The organism is Methylorubrum thiocyanatum, assembly GCA_014138645.1.
Lineage (GTDB): Bacteria > Pseudomonadota > Alphaproteobacteria > Rhizobiales > Beijerinckiaceae > Methylobacterium > Methylobacterium thiocyanatum.
In genome coordinates this window covers 78780-94633 of record JACJIB010000004.1, presented here as the reverse complement: position 1 = coordinate 94633, position 15854 = coordinate 78780, and the positions used below count along the sequence as shown (strand labels likewise).

General features: G+C 72.7%; 19 protein-coding genes. 11 read left to right on the top strand and 8 right to left on the bottom strand.

The window, feature by feature from the left end; translation table 11 throughout:
- Positions 1-57: 57 nt before the first annotated feature.
- A complete protein-coding gene (locus HNR51_RS11690; protein ID WP_141953745.1) occupies positions 58-375 on the bottom strand; it encodes a hypothetical protein in 318 nt (105 codons plus the stop codon).
- 182 nt (positions 376-557) lie between these two features.
- Between HNR51_RS11690 and hrpB the strand changes: the two genes are divergently transcribed.
- The gene (hrpB, locus tag HNR51_RS11685; protein ID WP_182555056.1) at positions 558-3038 is read left to right on the top strand and encodes an ATP-dependent helicase HrpB; all 2481 of its coding nucleotides are present in this window, start codon (positions 558-560) and stop codon (positions 3036-3038) included.
- Here the strand turns inward: hrpB and HNR51_RS11680 are convergent.
- The gene (locus HNR51_RS11680; protein WP_182555055.1) at positions 2995-3738 is read right to left on the bottom strand and encodes a hypothetical protein; all 744 of its coding nucleotides are present in this window, start codon (positions 3736-3738) and stop codon (positions 2995-2997) included. The genes hrpB and HNR51_RS11680 overlap by 44 nt on opposite strands.
- A 154-nt stretch (positions 3739-3892) precedes the next feature.
- Between HNR51_RS11680 and HNR51_RS11675 the strand changes: the two genes are divergently transcribed.
- Complete coding sequence (locus HNR51_RS11675) at positions 3893-4261, top strand: hypothetical protein (RefSeq protein ID WP_182555054.1); 369 nt, start codon at positions 3893-3895, stop codon at positions 4259-4261.
- Between the two features lie 12 nt (positions 4262-4273).
- Here HNR51_RS11675 and HNR51_RS11670 read toward each other — a convergent pair whose 3' ends face one another.
- On the bottom strand, positions 4274-4669 hold the full coding sequence (locus HNR51_RS11670; protein WP_012456498.1) for a VOC family protein: 396 nt from the start codon (positions 4667-4669) through the stop codon (positions 4274-4276).
- Between the two features lie 112 nt (positions 4670-4781).
- Between HNR51_RS11670 and HNR51_RS11665 the strand changes: the two genes are divergently transcribed.
- Entirely contained in the window at positions 4782-5885 is a 1104-nt protein-coding gene (locus HNR51_RS11665; protein ID WP_141953751.1) for a tyrosine recombinase XerC, read from the top strand.
- A gap of 105 nt (positions 5886-5990) precedes the next feature.
- Entirely contained in the window at positions 5991-6119 is a 129-nt protein-coding gene (locus tag HNR51_RS26710; protein ID WP_276325580.1) for a hypothetical protein, read from the top strand.
- Between the two features lie 78 nt (positions 6120-6197).
- Here the strand turns inward: HNR51_RS26710 and HNR51_RS11660 are convergent, their stop codons facing one another.
- The gene (locus HNR51_RS11660) at positions 6198-6794 is read right to left on the bottom strand and encodes a histidine phosphatase family protein (protein WP_141953752.1); all 597 of its coding nucleotides are present in this window, start codon (positions 6792-6794) and stop codon (positions 6198-6200) included.
- Positions 6795-6953: 159 nt separating this feature from the next.
- Here HNR51_RS11660 and HNR51_RS11655 point away from each other — a divergent pair, with 159 nt between their 5' ends.
- Both HNR51_RS11655 and HNR51_RS11650 read left to right on the top strand, forming a co-directional pair.
- A complete protein-coding gene (locus tag HNR51_RS11655; protein ID WP_182555053.1) occupies positions 6954-7940 on the top strand; it encodes a polyphosphate kinase 2 family protein in 987 nt (328 codons plus the stop codon).
- A gap of 121 nt (positions 7941-8061) precedes the next feature.
- On the top strand, positions 8062-8745 hold the full coding sequence (locus HNR51_RS11650; protein ID WP_182555052.1) for an MOSC domain-containing protein: 684 nt from the start codon (positions 8062-8064) through the stop codon (positions 8743-8745).
- Between the two features lie 55 nt (positions 8746-8800).
- Here HNR51_RS11650 and fabI read toward each other — a convergent pair whose 3' ends face one another.
- The 3 genes from fabI to HNR51_RS11635 form a co-directional block, all read right to left on the bottom strand.
- Positions 8801-9628, bottom strand: a complete 828-nt coding sequence (gene fabI / locus HNR51_RS11645; protein WP_012456504.1) for an enoyl-ACP reductase FabI — start codon at positions 9626-9628, stop codon at positions 8801-8803.
- 284 nt (positions 9629-9912) lie between these two features.
- Positions 9913-10857: a DnaJ C-terminal domain-containing protein gene (locus HNR51_RS11640; protein ID WP_012456505.1), complete on the bottom strand. Its 945-nt coding sequence runs from the start codon at positions 10855-10857 to the stop codon at positions 9913-9915.
- Between the two features lie 147 nt (positions 10858-11004).
- Entirely contained in the window at positions 11005-11556 is a 552-nt protein-coding gene (locus HNR51_RS11635; RefSeq protein WP_182555051.1) for an RT0821/Lpp0805 family surface protein, read from the bottom strand.
- An 86-nt stretch (positions 11557-11642) separates the two neighbouring features.
- Between HNR51_RS11635 and pdxH the strand changes: the two genes are divergently transcribed.
- Positions 11643-12287: a pyridoxamine 5'-phosphate oxidase gene (gene pdxH, locus HNR51_RS11630; protein ID WP_182555050.1), complete on the top strand. Its 645-nt coding sequence runs from the start codon at positions 11643-11645 to the stop codon at positions 12285-12287.
- 16 nt (positions 12288-12303) lie between these two features.
- Here the strand turns inward: pdxH and HNR51_RS11625 are convergent, their stop codons facing one another.
- Positions 12304-12687, bottom strand: coding sequence for a response regulator (locus HNR51_RS11625; RefSeq protein WP_182555049.1), 384 nt, complete (start codon positions 12685-12687; stop codon positions 12304-12306).
- A 354-nt stretch (positions 12688-13041) separates the two neighbouring features.
- Here HNR51_RS11625 and HNR51_RS11620 point away from each other — a divergent pair, with 354 nt between their 5' ends.
- The 4 genes from HNR51_RS11620 to HNR51_RS11605 are packed head-to-tail and all read left to right on the top strand — an operon-like array spanning position 13042 to position 15836.
- Positions 13042-13764: an SDR family NAD(P)-dependent oxidoreductase gene (locus HNR51_RS11620; RefSeq protein ID WP_012456509.1), complete on the top strand. Its 723-nt coding sequence runs from the start codon at positions 13042-13044 to the stop codon at positions 13762-13764.
- Complete coding sequence (locus HNR51_RS11615) at positions 13757-14908, top strand: hypothetical protein (protein ID WP_182555048.1); 1152 nt, start codon at positions 13757-13759, stop codon at positions 14906-14908. The genes HNR51_RS11620 and HNR51_RS11615 overlap by 8 nt, the downstream gene beginning before the upstream one ends.
- Positions 14905-15384 carry an NUDIX hydrolase gene (locus tag HNR51_RS11610; protein WP_152278515.1) on the top strand — a complete coding sequence of 160 codons (480 nt, stop codon included), beginning with the start codon at positions 14905-14907 and terminating at the stop codon, positions 15382-15384. Before HNR51_RS11615 ends, HNR51_RS11610 begins: the two co-directional genes overlap by 4 nt.
- Positions 15381-15836: a TIGR02301 family protein gene (locus HNR51_RS11605; protein ID WP_012456512.1), complete on the top strand. Its 456-nt coding sequence runs from the start codon at positions 15381-15383 to the stop codon at positions 15834-15836. Before HNR51_RS11610 ends, HNR51_RS11605 begins: the two co-directional genes overlap by 4 nt.
- Positions 15837-15854 lie beyond the last annotated feature (18 nt).

Below are 15854 nucleotides of genomic sequence, written 5' to 3'. Positions count from 1 at the left end.
AGGCCCGCCCGGCATCGTGCCGGGCGGGCCCCAGAAGCGGTCGGCGGATCGGCGCGCTCAGTAGCGCGGGCCGCCCGTGGTGCCGCCGAGCTGCTGCTGGTAGCCGGGCCGCTCCGGGTTGCGGGCGTTCGGATTGCCGTGATGGTGGGTGTTCATCCGGCGGCGGTGGCGCTCGGCCTTGGTCGAATGGTGGTGACCGAGCACGCTCCGGTGGGGGCGGTGCCAATGGTCGTGGTGCTGGTCGCGCACGGTCTCGGCCGTGCGGCCGGCGATGGCGTCGGGCGCCGGCATGGCGGGGGCGGCGGAGGCCGACACCGCTCCCAGGCCAAGGCTGCCGAGCAGCGCGCCGGCTGCGAGTGTCAGGGCAATACGCATCGTCGTGTCTCCGTCGCGTGCACGTGCCGCACGCCAAGCCCACAAGTCGCGATCCGTCCGTCCGTTCCGAAAAATCCCAAGATATGTTAACAAATCTTCGTGGGTCTCGACCCGCGGTCCGAGACGGCAGAACCTTAGCGAAACAGTTGCGCCCGGACCCGAACCGCGGCACCTCGCGGACCATGTCCTCGCCTGTCCCCACGCTCCCGATCGAGGCCGCCCTTCCCGCCCTGCGAGCGGCCCTGTCCGAACGCGCCTCCGCCGTGCTCGTGGCCCCGCCCGGCGCCGGCAAGACCACGCGCGTGCCGCTTGCCCTGCTCGAAGAGTCCTGGCTCGGGGCGCAGAAAATCATCCTGCTGGAGCCCCGGCGGCTCGCGGCGCGGGGCGCGGCCGAGCGCATGGCCGCGACTTTGGGTGAGCGGGTCGGCGAGACGGTCGGCCTGCGGGTGCGGCTCGGCTCGAAGATCTCGGCCCGCACCCGGATCGAGGTCGTCACCGAGGGCGTGTTCACCCGGATGATCCTCGACGATCCGGAACTGGCCGGCATCGGCGCCGTGCTGTTCGACGAGTTCCACGAGCGCTCCCTCGACGCCGACCTCGGGCTGGCCTTCGCCCTCGACGCGCAGGGCGCGCTGCGGGAGGACCTGCGGATCCTGGCGATGTCGGCGACCCTCGACGGCGCCCGCGTCGCGGGGCTCCTCGGCGACGCGCCGGTGGTGGAGTCGGAGGGGCGTGCCTTTCCCGTCGAGACCCGCCATCTCGACCGCGAGGGCGGCGAGCGCATCGAGGATGCGATGGCCGCCGCGATCCTGCGGGCGCTGCGGGCCGATCCCGGCTCGGTCCTGGCCTTCCTTCCGGGCCAGGCGGAGATCCGCCGCACCGCCGAGCGGCTGGCGGAGCGCCTGCCCGACGACACCGACCTCGCCCCCCTCTACGGCGCGCTCACCCCGGGCGAGCAGGACCGGGCGGTGGCCCCGGCGCCACCGGGGCGGCGCAAGGTGGTGCTGGCGACCTCCATCGCCGAGACCTCGCTGACGATCCAGGGCGTGCGCATCGTCGTCGATTCCGGGCTCGCCCGGGTGCCGCTCTACGAGCCCGGCAACGGCATGACCCGGCTCGTCACCGCGCGGGCCTCGCGCGCCTCGGTCGACCAGCGCCGGGGCCGCGCCGGGCGCACCGAGCCGGGGGTGTGCTGGCGGCTCTGGCCGGAGGCGGCGACCGCTTCCCTCGAACCCTTCGCCCGGCCGGAGATCCTGTCCGCCGACCTGGCCGGTCTGACCCTCGACTGCGCCGCCTGGGGCGTGACCGACCCGACCGCCCTGCCCTTCCTCGACCCGCCGCCGGCGCCGGCGCTCGCGGAGGCGCGGGCGATGCTGACCGATCTCGGCGCCCTCGATCCCGACGGGCGGCTCACCGCCACCGGCCGCACCCTGCGCAGCCTGCCGCTGCCGCCCCGGCTCGCCCGGATGGTCGCCCGCGCCGCCGAATCCGGCCAGGCCCGCGCCGCCGCGGATCTCGCCGCGGTGCTGGTCGAGCGCGGGCTGGGCGGGGATGCGGTCGATCTCGCCGAGCGCCTGGACCGCTTCCGCCGCGACCGTGGCGGCCGGGCCGCCGACATGCGCCGCCTCGCCGAGGGTTGGGCGCGGCAGGCGGCCAAGGCAGCGGGGGCCGTGGCCGAGCCCGATCCGGCGCTCGCCGAGCCCGGCGCCCTGCTGGCGCTCGCCTATCCCGACCGGGTGGCGCGGGCGCGGGGCCGCGACGGCGCCTTCCTGATGGCCAATGGCCGCGCCGGCCTCGTCGATCCGGCGAGTCCGCTCGCCCGCGAGCCCTTCATCGTCGTCGCCGACCTCACCGGCGCCGCGGCCTCCGCCCGCATCCTGTCTGCGGCCGCGATGTCTTCCGAGTCCATCGACGCGCTATTTTCCGACCGCATCGCGACCGTGCGCAGCGTCAGCTTCGACCGTGAGGCCCGTGCGCTGCGCGCCCGCGAGGGCCGCCGGCTCGGGGCCGTCACGCTGGACGAGCGCACGATGCCCGTTCCCGCCGACGCGGAAGCGGCGCGGGTGCTGGCCCGCGGCATCGCCGGCCTCGGCCTCGACCGCCTGCCCTGGACGCCCGCCCTGGCGCAGTGGCGGGCGCGGATCCGCTTCCTCCACGAGGCCGAGGGCGGGGAATGGCCGGACCTCTCCGACGCGGCCTTGGCCGAGAGCGTCGAGGACTGGCTGGCGCGCTCCCTCGTCGGCCGCACCGCGCTGGCGGCGGTCACCGCGGACGATCTCGGCCAAGCCCTGCAGGGCCTGCTGCCCTGGACCCTGCGCGCCCGCCTGGAGGCGGAGGCGCCGAGCCATATCGAGGTGCCGACGGGCTCGCGCATCCCGGTCGATTACGAATCCGGCCCCGAGCCGGTGCTGGCGGTGCGGGTGCAGGAGCTGTTCGGTCTCGACCGGCACCCGACCCTCGGCGGGGGCCGCGTGCCGCTGGTGCTCCACCTGCTCTCGCCGGCCCACCGCCCGATCCAGATCACCCGCGACCTGCCGGGCTTCTGGCGCGGCTCCTGGGCCGCGGTCCGCTCCGAGATGCGCGGCCGCTACCCGCGCCACCCCTGGCCGGAGGACCCGCTCAGCGAGGCCCCGACCCGGCGGGCGAAGCCGAGAGGGACGTGATCGGGGATCGGGCGGGCGCCTCGGGCATCAGCCGGATCAGGAGCCGGTGGGTCGGCCAGCAGATCAGCGCCGGAATGCCGACGGCGAGGCCCGCGAACCACGCCCAGGCCGGCATGAAGGTCTGGGCGGCATGGTCGCTCATGCCCCAGACGTAGTTGATGTTGACCGGGGTCAGACCCGGATCGGGCCGCGGCGGCGGCATCAGGAAGAAGCAGACGCACAGGACGACGACGGCCAGCGCCGACCAAGCGCCCCAGGCGCGGCGGTCGTAGCCGAGCCGCCACACGAGGTAGACGAGCAGGAACGGCAGCCAGCCGTGGAACAGCGACAGCCCCCGCAGGAACGGCGAGGTCTGCGCGTTGAACATGTAGGCGGTCATGCCGGTCAGCGGATGGCCCGTGGCCTGGACCAGGAAATCGACGTTCCAGAGCAGTTGCGGCGCGAGGATGCCGACCGCGCAGACCGAGACGAGCAGCGCGCTCTCCATCCAGAGGCCGACGAGGGTCAGGATCAGGGCGATGTCGCAGAAATACAGGAAGTTCGTGGGCCCGTAATGGAAGAGGTAGACCGGGACCAGCACCGCCATGAAGGCCGAATAGGCGAGCTTGAGGCTCAACGGGATGCGTCCGCGGCGCGCCTTCTCGCGCGCCCTCTCGACCCCACTGTCCGTCGCCACCGCCACGCTGCCGGAAGGACTCATTGCCGCCCCCTGTCGTTTCCAGCTTGACCGTGGCCGAGATTCGCTCCCGAGAGCGTGAGGGAACGCACGCGGCCTGTCACGGCCGCGCGATCTTCGAGACGGCACGTCGCAATACGAGCGCGAGACAGGCGCGAGACAGGAAGGAAACGGTTCGATGCGTTCAGCGGTCTGTCGCGTCTGCGCGTTCACGCTCGCCGTCCTCGCGGCCTTCGCGGCCTGGGCGCAGACGCCGCCCGATGCGGGCCATGCCCGGCCGCTGGTCATTCCCCAGGCCGAAGGCGAGCGCGAGGGCAAGACCCTCGGTCGGGCGCTGGCCTGCGGTGCCGAGCGCGAGCGGGTCGAGCGCGTGCTGCGGGCCGGCCGCGCGCGCATGCTGGCGGCGGTCGGCCGGGCGCTCACCGAGGAGCGCTACGTCCTGTCGCTCGACGACGCGATGCGCCTGGAAACGAGCCTGCCGGCGCCCTCTCCGGCCTCCTGCGAGAAGGCGCTGGCCGCCCTGGAGCGGCTGGAGAAGACCCCGTAAAGCCCTGAGGTGTCAGGCGAAGCGGCCGCCCTTCTGGATCACCTCGATCTTGTAGCCGTCCGGGTCGGTGGCGAAGAAGAAGGTCGCGAGCGCGGTCTCGCCGTGCTTGAGGGTCTTGACCGGCGTGACCGGGAATCCCTCGCGCTCGAAGCGGGCATGTTCGGCCTCCGCGTCCTCGACCACGAAGGCGAGATGGCCGTAGCCGTCGCCGAGATTGTAGGGCTCCGAGCGGTCCTTGTTGACCGTCAGTTCGAGTTCGAACGGCGAGGACGGGTCGCGCAGGTAGAGCAGCGTGAAGTCCGGAAAGTCGAAGCGGTCGGCCGGTTCGAGGCCGAAGGCGCGGGCGTAGTAATCGCGCGAGCGCGCCTCGTCGCGGACGCGGATCATGGTGTGGACGGGCTTGGCCATCGGCCCTCTCTCCCTTTGGCGGATGGGCGCACATCTGGCGCGAGGACGGCCGGGTGGAAAGGGTCTTGGCCGTTTACCCTTCATCAACCCTACCGGGCGCTTGCTGCCGCCGATGATGCGCGCCGCGTCCCCTCACGCCGTCGATGCCGAGGCCCTGCTGCCGCCGGGCGACGCCGCCCTGCGCGCGGCGATGCTCGGCTGGCGCGAGGCGCTCGCCCGCGAGCGCCGCATGGCGGCCAACACCGTCGAGGCCTACGAGCGGGATCTCCGCCAGTTCCTCGCCTACCGCGCCGCCCGCTTCGGCACGCCGACCATCGCCGGGCTGATCGCCCTCAAACCCCGCGACCTGCGCGCCTTCATGGCCGCGCGCCGGGCCGAGGGCATCGGCGGGCGTTCCCTGATGCGGATGCTGGCGGGTTTGCGCTCCTTCGCCCGCTTCCTCGAGCGCGAGGGACACGGCAGCGTCGCGGCTTTGGGCGCCGTGCGCTCGCCCAAGGTCGAGCGGCGCCTGCCGCGCCCGCTGCCGGTGCCGGCCGCGCTGGCCATGACCGCACCCGGAACCCGCCCCGATGACAGCCGCGAGCCCTGGGTGCTCGCCCGCGACGCGGCGGTGATCGCGCTGCTCTACGGCTCGGGCCTGCGCATCTCCGAGGCGCTGGGGCTCGCCGCCCGCGACGCGCCGGTGCCGGGCATCGACGAGGTGCGGGTGACGGGCAAGGGCGGCAAGGTCCGCGCCGTGCCGGTGCTGCCGGCGGTGGCCGAGGCGGTCGCCGCCTACCTGTCGCTCTGCCCGCATCCCCTCGATCCGGAGGGCCCGCTCTTCGTCGGGGTGAAGGGCGGTCCGCTCTCGCCCCGCGTCGTCCAGTACGCGGTGGCGGCTTTGCGCGGCGCGCTCGGCCTGCCCGAGAGCGCGACCCCGCACGCCCTGCGCCACTCCTTCGCGACGCACCTGCTCGCCCGCCAGGGGGAATTGCGCGCGATCCAGGAGCTGCTCGGCCACGCCTCGCTCTCGACCACGCAGATCTACACCAAGGTCGATGCCGCCCGCCTGATGAGTGCCTTCGAGGACGCCCATCCCCGCGCCCGGCGGCTGCCGGAGCCGCGGCGCGAAAAAACATCGGGGCCGCCGGACGGCACTGATTCAGAGCAAAGCCCAAGCTCCCGCGCGGGATATGTTGTCCGCTCCAGCGTCCCCTCGGAGCGCAGAAATGCGTGATTGCGCTCCGTTTACCTTGGTCTTGCCGCGATTGAGTGGCGGATTGTCATCAACAGGGCGGTCGCAAGCCGCCGGGTCAGCAGCTTCAAGGAGTGTCCGATGCGCGTGAGCGGAATCTGTCTCGCGATCCTGCCGGTCCTCGCGGTCCTCGCCGTCACCGCCACGGTGAGGACGCTGCTCCTCCCCGTCACCGCCGTGCGGCTGCTCGCCCGCGGCCGCGCCGCCCGGGCCTGACGGACCCACGGGTCCGCCCCATCGCGGCCCATCGGGACGGGACACGGCGGAGGCCGCGCGCCCCGCCTCGGGCGCCCGTCATGCCCAGCGCCAGCCGGCGGGCTCGATGACGAGGATGCTGCCCTGGCGGATGCCGAGCCGCGGGGCGGCGTAGATGTCGAGATGGCCGAGGATGACCAACAGGGCCCGGGCGACGCCGCCATGGGCCACCATCACGGTCGGGCGGCGTAGCTCCGCCACCACCTCCTCCACCCGCGCCTCGACCATGGCGTAGCTCTCCGCCCCCTCCCCGCGGGGCTGGTAGCCCCAGCGGTCGCGGTCGCGCGCGGCGGCGCCCGACGGGTCGCGCCGCCGGATCTCGGCCCAGGTCCGGCCCTCCCAGGCACCGAAACCGATCTCCCGCAGCCGCAGGTCGGCGCGGTAGCCCGCCGCCGGCAGGCCGATGCCCGCGCGCAGGATCTCCATCGTCCGCCGGGTGCGGGTGAGCGGGCTCGCCACGTAATCGGCCGTGGGCAGGTCCGCCCCGGCGATGCGGCGCAGCCGCTCGGCCGCCTCCGCCGCCTGGGCGAGCCCCCTGGCGTTGAGATCGGTGTCGCGATGCCCCTGGAGGCGCCCTTCCGCGTTCCAGTCGGTCTCGCCGTGGCGCACGAACCAGATGGTCGGCACTGCGCTCATGCGGCCGCCCCGCCGCAACCGGCCCATCCCCTCGGGAACCCCGACGCGCCGGATCGGGAACGGCGAAGGCGGCGCATCTGTTGGGGCTCCAAGCTTTTCCCTTCCTGCGGGGCCGCGCCGGCGGCCTCGTGATCGGCTCGTGAGCGGGTAATCTTCGGCATGGCACGCAAGAACGGCAAGGATGGCAACGGCGCGAGGGATGACAAAGCGGAGGAAACAAGGTCGCAGGCGCCGTGGAGCGACCATCCGCCGTCCTTCGCCGGGTGGGCTCGCGCCGCGATCGCGGGCAGCGGCACGGCGCCGAGCCTGTCGCCGCATCTCCACCTGATCCCGCCGCCGGCCGCGCCGGGCATCGTCACCGTTGGGCCAGGTCAGGCCTTCAGCCTCGCCGCGATCAATCCCGATGCCACCGGCGGGCTCGACAAGGCCGAGGCCAAGGCCGCCCTCGACGCGCAGCGCACGCGCATCAGGAGCTTGCAGGAGAAGCTCTATGCCGAGCATCGCCGCTCCCTGCTCGTGGTGTTCCAGGCGATCGATACCGGCGGCAAGGACGGCACCATCCGCAATGTTCTGGAGGGGGTGAACCCCCAGGGCTGCCGGGTCTGGTCGTTCAAGGTGCCGAGCCCGGAGGAGCTCGATCAGGATTTCCTCTGGCGCTACCACCGGCGCACGCCGGGACGCGGCCTGATCGGCGTGTTCAACCGCAGCCATTACGAGGACGTGCTGGTGGTGCGGGTGAAGGGGCTCGTGCCGGAGGAGACCTGGCGCGAGCGCTACGGGCTCATCAACGAGTTCGAGCGGCTGCTGACGCTCTCAGGGTGCGTGATCCTCAAGTTCTTCCTGCACATCTCCAAGGACGAGCAGAAGGAACGCCTGGAGGCGCGCCTCGCCGACCCGGAGAAGCATTGGAAGTTCGACCCGGCCGACCTCATGGAGCGCAAGAGCTGGGACGCCTACCAGACCGCCTTCGACGACGCGCTCACCCGCTGCTCGACGCCCTACGCGCCCTGGCACGTGGTGCCGGCCAACCGCAAATGGGCCCGCAACGTCATGGTCGCCCGCACCATCGCCGACACCCTGGAGGCGATGGACCCGCGCTTTCCCGAGCCGCGCAAGGGGCTGGAGGGGATCACGGTGCCGGATTGATCTTTGACCGCGTTCCACTTCCGGCGAGCTTTTTACGTATCGTCGTCCAGCTCGGTTGACGCTCAGTCGCTTTCGGTTCGAAGAAGCGGCCGGCGACTTGCCTGATGAGGACGACTGAGCCGTGCAGGTGGTGATCGGGGCCGTGCTCACCGGGCGCGTCGCACCTCTCGGGACGGCGACGAGCGCCATCGCCAAGGCACCCGTGGAGGGGTCCGTCGCGGTGGGGCCGCTCGGGCTCGCGGGCGACGAGCAGGCCGACCACCGCGTCCATGGCGGGCCGGACAAGGCCGTCCACCACTACGCCCTCGATCATGCCGCGGCGTGGCGCGCGGACCTGCCCGGCCTGCCCGATCTGCTGGAACGGCCCGGCGCCTTCGGCGAGAACTTTTCGGGTCTCGGGCTGACGGAGCGCGACGTCTGCGTCGGCGACCTGTGGCGGGCGGGCAGCACCCTCCTCCAGGTCTCGCAGGCGCGCCAGCCCTGCTTCAAGCTGAACCTGCGCTTCGGCGTGCCGGACATGGCCCGGCGGGTTCAGGCCAGCGGACGAACCGGCTGGTACTATCGGGTGATCGAGCCCGGCCTCGTGACGGCAGGCGCGACGCTGACCCTCGTCGAGCGCCGGCATCCGGACTGGCCGCTGTCGCGGCTCCTGCACCATCTCTACGTGGACCGCCTCGACACGGCGGCCTTGCGCGCGATCGCCGCCCTGGCGCCCCTCGCGGAGTCCTGGCGCAGGATCGCCGCCCGCAGGCTCGCGAGCGGCGCGGTGGAGGATTGGCGCCGCCGGCTCGGGGAAGAGGGCTGAACCCTCCAGCATCGTCCCGAAAGGTGGTTGCCGGCTTTCGGAAAAAGACGATGCGCTAATCCCGCTCGCGGGTGATGTCCGGCGCGTCGGGGTTCTTCATGCCGACGACGTGATAGCCCGCATCGACGTGCAGGATCTCGCCGGTCATGCCGCGGGACATGTCGGAGAACAGATAGGCCGCCGTCTCGCCGACCTCCTCGATGGTCACGGTCCGGCGCATCGGCGCGTTGTACTCGTTCCACTTGAGGATGTAGCGGAAGTCGCCGATGCCCGAGGCCGCCAGCGTCTTGATCGGTCCGGCCGAGATCGCGTTGACGCGGATCTGCTTGGGACCCAGGTCGGCGGCGAGGTAGCGCACAGAGGCTTCCAGCGCGGCCTTGGCGACGCCCATGACGTTGTAGTGCGGCATCCACTTCTCGGCGCCGTAATAGGTCAGGGTCAGCATCGAGCCGCCCTCGCGCATGATCTTCTCCGCCCGCTGCGCCACCGCGGTGAACGAGTAGCAGGAGATCAGGAGCGACTTGGTGAAGTTCGCCTCGGAGGTCTCGAGGTAGCGGCCCGTCAGCTCGTCCTTGTCGGAGAAGGCGATGCAGTGGACGACGAAATCGATCCCTTCCGGAAAAACCTCGGCGGTGGCCGCGAAGGCGGAATCGATCGAGGCCGGGTCGGTCACGTCGCAATGGCCGACCACGTGCGCGTTCAGCTCGCGCGCCAGCGGCTCGACGCGCTTCTTCAGCGCCTCGCCCTGATAGGTGAAGGCCAGTTCCGCTCCGTGCGCGGCGGCGCTGCGGGCGATGCCCCAGGCGATCGAGCGGTTATTGGCCACTCCCAGCACCAGCCCGCGCTTGCCCGCGAGCAGCCCGCCCGGCTTCTGTTCCGACATGCGTCACCTTCGCTTCGGCCGCGCGGGCGCCTCTCGAGGGACGGCCCTGCGCCGGGGGCTTCCTTAGCGGAGGGTGGCCGGAGGGGGAAGCCTCAAGGCGTTCGGGATCGCTTGGCAGCGACCCCTGTTTGTCGCCTGGCCTCGATCACCGGGACCGCCGCCGCGGCCTCAGGCCCCCGCTTCGCGCGACGCCCCGGCACAGGGCCGAGGCCCGCTCCGCGGGCGCGCTTGGCGCCGGCCATTCGGCAGCATCACCGTCGGCCTGAGCGCTTCGAGGCCGCGCCTCACGCCGTCCCGGCCCTCGCCTCGCGGCGGCGGCGGGCATACTCGGTCAGCGCCGCATCGTCGTCGGCCGGCAGAGCGATGGCGGTGGTGGCGAAGAGATCGCCGCGGCTGCCGTCCTTCTTCGGCAGACCCTTGCCGCGCAGGCGGAAGGTGCGGCCGGAACTCGTCATCGCCGGCACCTTCATCTCCACGGCGCCCGTCAGCGTCGGCACCCGCAAGGCGCCGCCGAGCACCGCATCCTCCAGCGGCAGATCGACGGTGGCGCGCAGGTCCGCCCCGTCCACCTTGAACAGCGGATGCGGCAGGACGCGGATGGTCAGGAGCGCGTCGCCGGGCTCGCCGCGGGGGCCGCCCGCGCCGCCGAGACCCCGCAGGCGGATGGTCTGGCCATCGACGACGCCCTTCGGGATCATCACGTCGACGTCGCGCCCGCCCGGCAGGCCGATGCGCATCTTCTCCTCGCCCGCCACCTGTTCGAGCGTGACGCTGAGTTCGGCCGCGACATCCTCGCCGCGGACCGGACCGCCGCGCCCGAACCCGCCGGGCCCCGCCCCGCCGGCGCGGAACGCCTCGCCGAAGATGTGGCTGATGAAGTCCTCGCCGACGCCGCCGGGACCCGCCCCGCCGGCCCCGCCGCGTGCGCGCGTGAAGCCCTCGAAATCGAAGCCGCCGCCGCCGCGCCCGCCGCCGAAGCCGGAGAAGCCCTCGAAGCCGGTCGCCCGCGGCTTGCCCTCGGCGTCGATCTCGCCGCGGTCGAACTGCGCGCGCTTCTCCTTGTCGCCGAGGATCTCGTAGGCGGTGTTCGCCTCCGCGAAGCGCTCGGCGGCCTTCGGATCCTTGTTGCTGTCGGGGTGATACGCCTTGGCGAGCTTGCGGAAGGCCTTCTTGATCTCGGCCTCACCCGCGCCCTTGGGCACACCCAGAACGTCGTAGGGGTTTCGCATCGGGATTCTTTTGTGGGGGTCGCAACCGTGTAGGGATACGGCCTTGGCCGCGTGGCGACAACGTGGGAAGGGCGTTGCGGTTCTGCAACACCCCTGTACACGATCTCACCGTTCCGCGATCGCTTTTTCGCGGCCCCCTGTGGACCGTCAGGATTTGGCGCCGGCGTTGGACGCGCGCAGCCGCTTCAATTCCCACTCACCGCCGGAGGGCTTGCAGCCGGTGCCGCGCACGAAGCGGCTGTTGGGGCCGCCGACGACAGTGGCGAGGAAGTCGCGGCAGATCTCGTCGCCCGCGACGTAGGGCAGGCCGGTCGGGTTGATCGCCCCGCGCATGGCGGTCTCCGGGTTCTCCCACTTCACGGGGCGCCCGTTGCCCTGCGGATCGAGGGCGACGGAGAGCGCCGCGTGGGCCCGGCGCCAATCCTCGCCGTCGAGGTCGCGTCCGAAGCTCGCGGGCCGCTTCGGGATGCTGCCGGTGACGAGCGGCTCCGGTGCGGCCGACGCCTCCTCCGCCTTGAACGAGAGGATCGGGCCGCTGCAGCCGCCGCAGGAGAGGGCAGCGAGACCCAGCGTCAGGAGGCCCGCGACCCGGCCCGCGATCCCGTGTCGTGTCGCCGGCCCGCGTGTCGCGGCGCCCTCCCGGACGCAGAGCGTTCGGGCGACGGCCTTACCGAGGGCTTTACACGGACGCAGACGCATTACACCTGAACTCGAGACAGACGGGGGTCCGGCGGGGTGTGCTGCCCACGTCGGTGCCCCCCGACCCGGCTGCCACAGGGACGAAAATGGCCATCGATCGGTTAAGAGAGGGTGATGCGGGCGCGCCGCCGGTCGACCCGCAGGATTTCACGTTGTCGTCAGACCCCTGGGCGCTGTTCGCCGCGTGGATGGCGGAGGCGGAAGCCTCCGAGCCTTGCGACGCCAACGCCATGGCGCTCGCCACTGCCGGACCGGACGGCCTGCCCGACGTGCGGGTGGTGCTGCTGAAGGGGCTCGATCACCGCGGCCTCGTCTTCTACACCAATGCCGAGTCGGCCAAGGGCCAGCAGCTCATGGCCAATCCGCAGGCGGCGACGGTGCTGTACTGGAAGTCCCTGGGCCGGCAGATCCGCGCCCGCGGCCCGGTCTCCCCCGTGACGCGCGAGGAGGCCGACGCCTATTTCGCCAGTCGTCACCGGGACAGCCGCATCGGCGCCATTGCCAGCCAGCAGTCGCGCCCGCTGACCGACCGCCCGACCCTGATGGCCGAGGTCGCCGCCCTGTCGGAGACGTACGAGAACGGCCCGGTGCCGCGCCCCGAGCACTGGCTCGGCTTCCGCATCGCTCCCGTTCAACTCGAATTCTGGCAGAACGGCGCCTATCGCCTGCACGACCGGGTGCGCTTCACCCGCGCGGGCGACGGCTGGACCCGTGCGCGGCTCTATCCCTGACGGGAGGGCGCTTCGGTCACGGCATCACCGAGCGGATCGCCGCGATCAGGCCTTCCTCGGTGTAGGGCTTGCGGATGAACAGCCCGTCGTTCGGCACGTCGCCGGGCGCGGGCCGCACCTTGCCGGAGGTGATGACGATGCCGATGCCCGGCCAGCGCCGGTTGATGCAGGCGGCGAGCTTGATGCCGTCGATCCCGAGCGGCATGTCGATGTCGGTCACCACGACACACACCGCCTCGCCCGCGTCCAGCCCGTCGTCGAGGATGCGGATCGCCTCGTTGCCGTTGGTGGCCTCGCGCACGGCAAAGCCGGCATCGGTCACCATCGCGACCGCGGCGTGACGGATCACCGCGTCGTCTTCCACGACGAGGACGGTCGATTTCGCTTCCGCCTCGCTCACGCGCGTCGCATCTTTCGCTCGTCCTTGGCTCGATCCGTCGGCACGGTCCCGAGAACGCGCGTCCCACTCCGGGTCGCATGAAGGCGGACACAGGACAAGCGCGCAAAACGTAGGCCAACTCATGGCTTGGCCGGGAGCCCAGCGCCGATTGCATGAGGGGCTGCGCGCCGCCCCGGCGGCGATCCGTCCCGCCGATCCCCACGCCGTCTTTCGCAATGCAGCGCGGCCCTGGATTTCCGGCGGGGCGCGGCTTATCCCTTGAGGCGAAGATCCGCCCTGGCCCGCTCTTTCGCGGGCCGCGTCGCGGGCAGCGAGGAACCGGCCTTGGCCTCATCCAACGAACGTCGACGGGTGATGCTGCTCACCGGCGCCAGCCGCGGCATCGGGCATGCCACCGTCAAGCGCTTCTCCGCCGCGGGCTGGCGGGTCATCACCTGCTCGCGCCATCCCTTCCCCGAGAACTGCCCGTGGGAGATGGGGCCGGAGGACCACCTTCAGGTCGATCTCGCCGACGCGCAGGACACCGTGCGCGGCGTGCGCGAGGTGGCCGAGCGGCTCGCCGCCGAGGGCGGCCTGCTGCACGCGCTCGTCAACAATGCCGGCATCTCGCCCAAGGGCCCGGAGGGCGAGCGGCTCGGGGCGCTGACCACCGAGTACGAGGACTGGGCCCGCGTCTTCCAGGTGAACTTTTTCGCGCCGATCCTGCTCGCGCGGGGCCTCACCGACGAGCTGACCCGGGCGCGCGGCTCCATCGTCAACGTCACCTCGATCGCCGGCTCGCGGGTCCACCCCTTCGCCGGGGCGGCCTACGGCACCTCGAAGGCGGCGCTCGCCGGCCTTACCCGCGAGATGGCCGCGGATTTCGGGCCACTCGGCGTGCGCGTGAACGCGATCTCGCCGGGCGAGATCGACACCTCGATCCTGTCGCCGGGCACCGACAAGCTGGTGCAGCAGATCCCGCAGCGCCGGCTCGGCACCCCGGACGAGGTCGCCAAGGCGATCTACTTCCTCTGCACCGAGGCCTCCTCCTACGTGAACGGCGCCGAACTCCACATCAACGGCGGCCAGCATGTCTGACCGCCGGGCGGTTCTCGCCGCCCTGCTGTCGCTGATCGCCCTCCCCGCCCTCGCGGCGGAGGAGGGGAGCGGGGTCGAGCCGGTGGCGCTGCCGTTTGCCGTCAAGGCGATGCGCGGCCCCGGCAGCGACGTGGCCCTCTCGGTGGCGACTTCCGGATTGCTGCCGGTCGCCCGCGCGCCCGCCAGCGCCGACCCGAAGGCCACGGCCAGCACGGCGCCGCCGCCCGTCGTCGTGGTCTGGGGCGAGGGCGGCGGCGCCGTGCTCAGCCTCGACGGCGCGACGCTGCGCACCACGCTGATCGGCGCCGAGGCGATTAAGGGCTTTGCCGCCGCCGAGACGCCGCGCGGCGCCGTGCCGGGCTCGCGCCGCGCCCTCGACGGACCCTTGAGCGCCTATCTCACCGGACCGACCCGCGCGCTCGGCGGCGCGCCCGGGCAGGGCACGGTGCTCACCTTACGCGAACGCCAGCCGCTCGGCGTCACCGCCGAGCCGAAGGCGGTGCCGGTGACGACGCACACCCTCGCGCCGGGGGGCGACCGGGTCTTTGCCGGCCGCACGCCGCGCATCACCCGCCTCGACGGCCGCCCGGCGGTGGTCGCCGTGACCGCGCAGGGCGCGGCCGGCTCCGGCCTGGCGCTCGCTGTGAAGGGCAAGGACGGGGCCTGGACGCTTGCCGCGCAGACGCCGCCCCAGGCGGGCCAAGGGCCGGGCACGGCGCCGCTGGCGCTCGCCGGCCTCGCCGATTTCTCCGGGACCGGCACGCCGCAGATCGCCACGATCCGCGCCCCCGACGGCGAGGGCGTGCTCCAGCTCTGGCGGATCGCCGACGGGGCCCTGACCGAAGGGGCCCTCACTCTTGCCGGCGAGGCGCCGGGATATGCCGGCGCGGCGGCGGGCGAGGAGGCGGAGCTTGCCGCCCTCGTCCCCCGCGGCGGCAACCCGCCCGACCTCGCCCTGCCGGCGGCGGGCCGCGGCGCCGTCGCGGTGGTGGCGCTGAAGGACGGCCGCCCCGTCGAGCGTGCGCGCATCCCCCTGCCCGCTCCGGCCGCCCACGGCCTCGCCGTGCTCGACGCGGGCGGAACCGCGAAGAAAATCCTCGTGGGCTTGGCCGACGGACGCCTCGTCGCGGTGTCGGTTCCGTGAACGAAGCGGGGCAGGAGGACGGGCGGCTGTTTCCGGCCCGCCCGCTGATCGGCGTGTCGATCGCGGTGATCCGCGGGGGGCGCGTGCTGCTCGCCGCCCGCGCCAACGAGCCGATGCGCGGCGTCTGGACCCTGCCCGGCGGCCTCGTGGAGGCGGGCGAGACCCTCGCCGCGGGGGCGCTGCGCGAGTTGCAGGAGGAGGTCGGCGTGCGCGCCGAGGTGGTCGGCCCGAGCCTGACGCCGACCGAGATCATCCTGCGCGACGAGGCCGGCCGCATCCGCCACCACTACGTGATCCATCCCCACGCCGCGCTCTGGCGCGCCGTCGAGCCGGCACCGGGGCCGGAAGCGCTCGCCGTGCGTTGGGCGAGGCTCGACGAGGTCGAGGGTTTGCAGACGACGCCGGGATTGATCGACACCCTGCGTGAGGCGTTTTCCCGCGTGGGCTCGGTGGAAGGTTCAGAAGGTTCGGTATGAGAACGGGACTCGTTCGCCTGACTCTCGCCGCCCTGCTCGCCCTCACGCCTGCGGCGGAGGCATTCGCGCAGCAGCGCTCCGGCACGGCCAAGTCCGCCCCGAAGCCGTCCGAGAAGGACAAGGAGCCGCCGCCCCCGGCCGAGCCGCCGCCCGCGCCCTACGACCGCGACCTGATGCGGCTGTCCGAGATCGTCGGGGCGCTCGCCTTCCTGCGCAGCCTCTGCACCGAGCCGGACGCCGCCGAGTGGCCGGCGCGGATGAAGGCGATCCTCGACACCGAGGGCGTCACCCCGAATCGCCGCGACCGGCTGGCCGGCGCCTATAACCGGGGCTTTCGCGGCTACAGCCTGACCTACCGGATCTGCACCCCCGCCGCGGGCGAGGCGGCCCGCCGCTACATCGCCGAGGGCGAACGGCTCTCGCATGCCATCGCCGGGCGGTTCGGGGGGTAGATGTCGCCGGGCAGAAGC

Excerpts from the sequence above, each read along its gene's own strand:
- HNR51_RS11635 (WP_182555051.1), bottom strand. The coding sequence starts at position 11,556 with ATGCGTCTGCGTCCGTGTAAAGCCCTCGGTAAGGCCGTCGCCCGAACG.
- HNR51_RS11640 (WP_012456505.1), bottom strand. The coding sequence starts at position 10,857 with ATGCGAAACCCCTACGACGTTCTGGGTGTGCCCAAGGGCGCGGGTGAG.
- HNR51_RS11665 (WP_141953751.1), top strand. The coding sequence starts at position 4,782 with ATGATGCGCGCCGCGTCCCCTCACGCCGTCGATGCCGAGGCCCTGCTG.
- HNR51_RS11660 (WP_141953752.1), bottom strand. The coding sequence starts at position 6,794 with ATGAGCGCAGTGCCGACCATCTGGTTCGTGCGCCACGGCGAGACCGAC.
- pdxH (WP_182555050.1), top strand. The coding sequence starts at position 11,643 with ATGGCCATCGATCGGTTAAGAGAGGGTGATGCGGGCGCGCCGCCGGTC.
- hrpB (WP_182555056.1), top strand. The coding sequence starts at position 558 with ATGTCCTCGCCTGTCCCCACGCTCCCGATCGAGGCCGCCCTTCCCGCC.
- HNR51_RS11605 (WP_012456512.1), top strand. The coding sequence starts at position 15,381 with ATGAGAACGGGACTCGTTCGCCTGACTCTCGCCGCCCTGCTCGCCCTC.
- HNR51_RS11670 (WP_012456498.1), bottom strand. The coding sequence starts at position 4,669 with ATGGCCAAGCCCGTCCACACCATGATCCGCGTCCGCGACGAGGCGCGC.
- HNR51_RS11615 (WP_182555048.1), top strand. The coding sequence starts at position 13,757 with ATGTCTGACCGCCGGGCGGTTCTCGCCGCCCTGCTGTCGCTGATCGCC.
- HNR51_RS11655 (WP_182555053.1), top strand. The coding sequence starts at position 6,954 with ATGGCACGCAAGAACGGCAAGGATGGCAACGGCGCGAGGGATGACAAA.
- HNR51_RS11620 (WP_012456509.1), top strand. The coding sequence starts at position 13,042 with ATGCTGCTCACCGGCGCCAGCCGCGGCATCGGGCATGCCACCGTCAAG.
- HNR51_RS11675 (WP_182555054.1), top strand. The coding sequence starts at position 3,893 with ATGCGTTCAGCGGTCTGTCGCGTCTGCGCGTTCACGCTCGCCGTCCTC.
- HNR51_RS11680 (WP_182555055.1), bottom strand. The coding sequence starts at position 3,738 with ATGAGTCCTTCCGGCAGCGTGGCGGTGGCGACGGACAGTGGGGTCGAG.
- HNR51_RS11690 (WP_141953745.1), bottom strand. The coding sequence starts at position 375 with ATGCGTATTGCCCTGACACTCGCAGCCGGCGCGCTGCTCGGCAGCCTT.
- fabI (WP_012456504.1), bottom strand. The coding sequence starts at position 9,628 with ATGTCGGAACAGAAGCCGGGCGGGCTGCTCGCGGGCAAGCGCGGGCTG.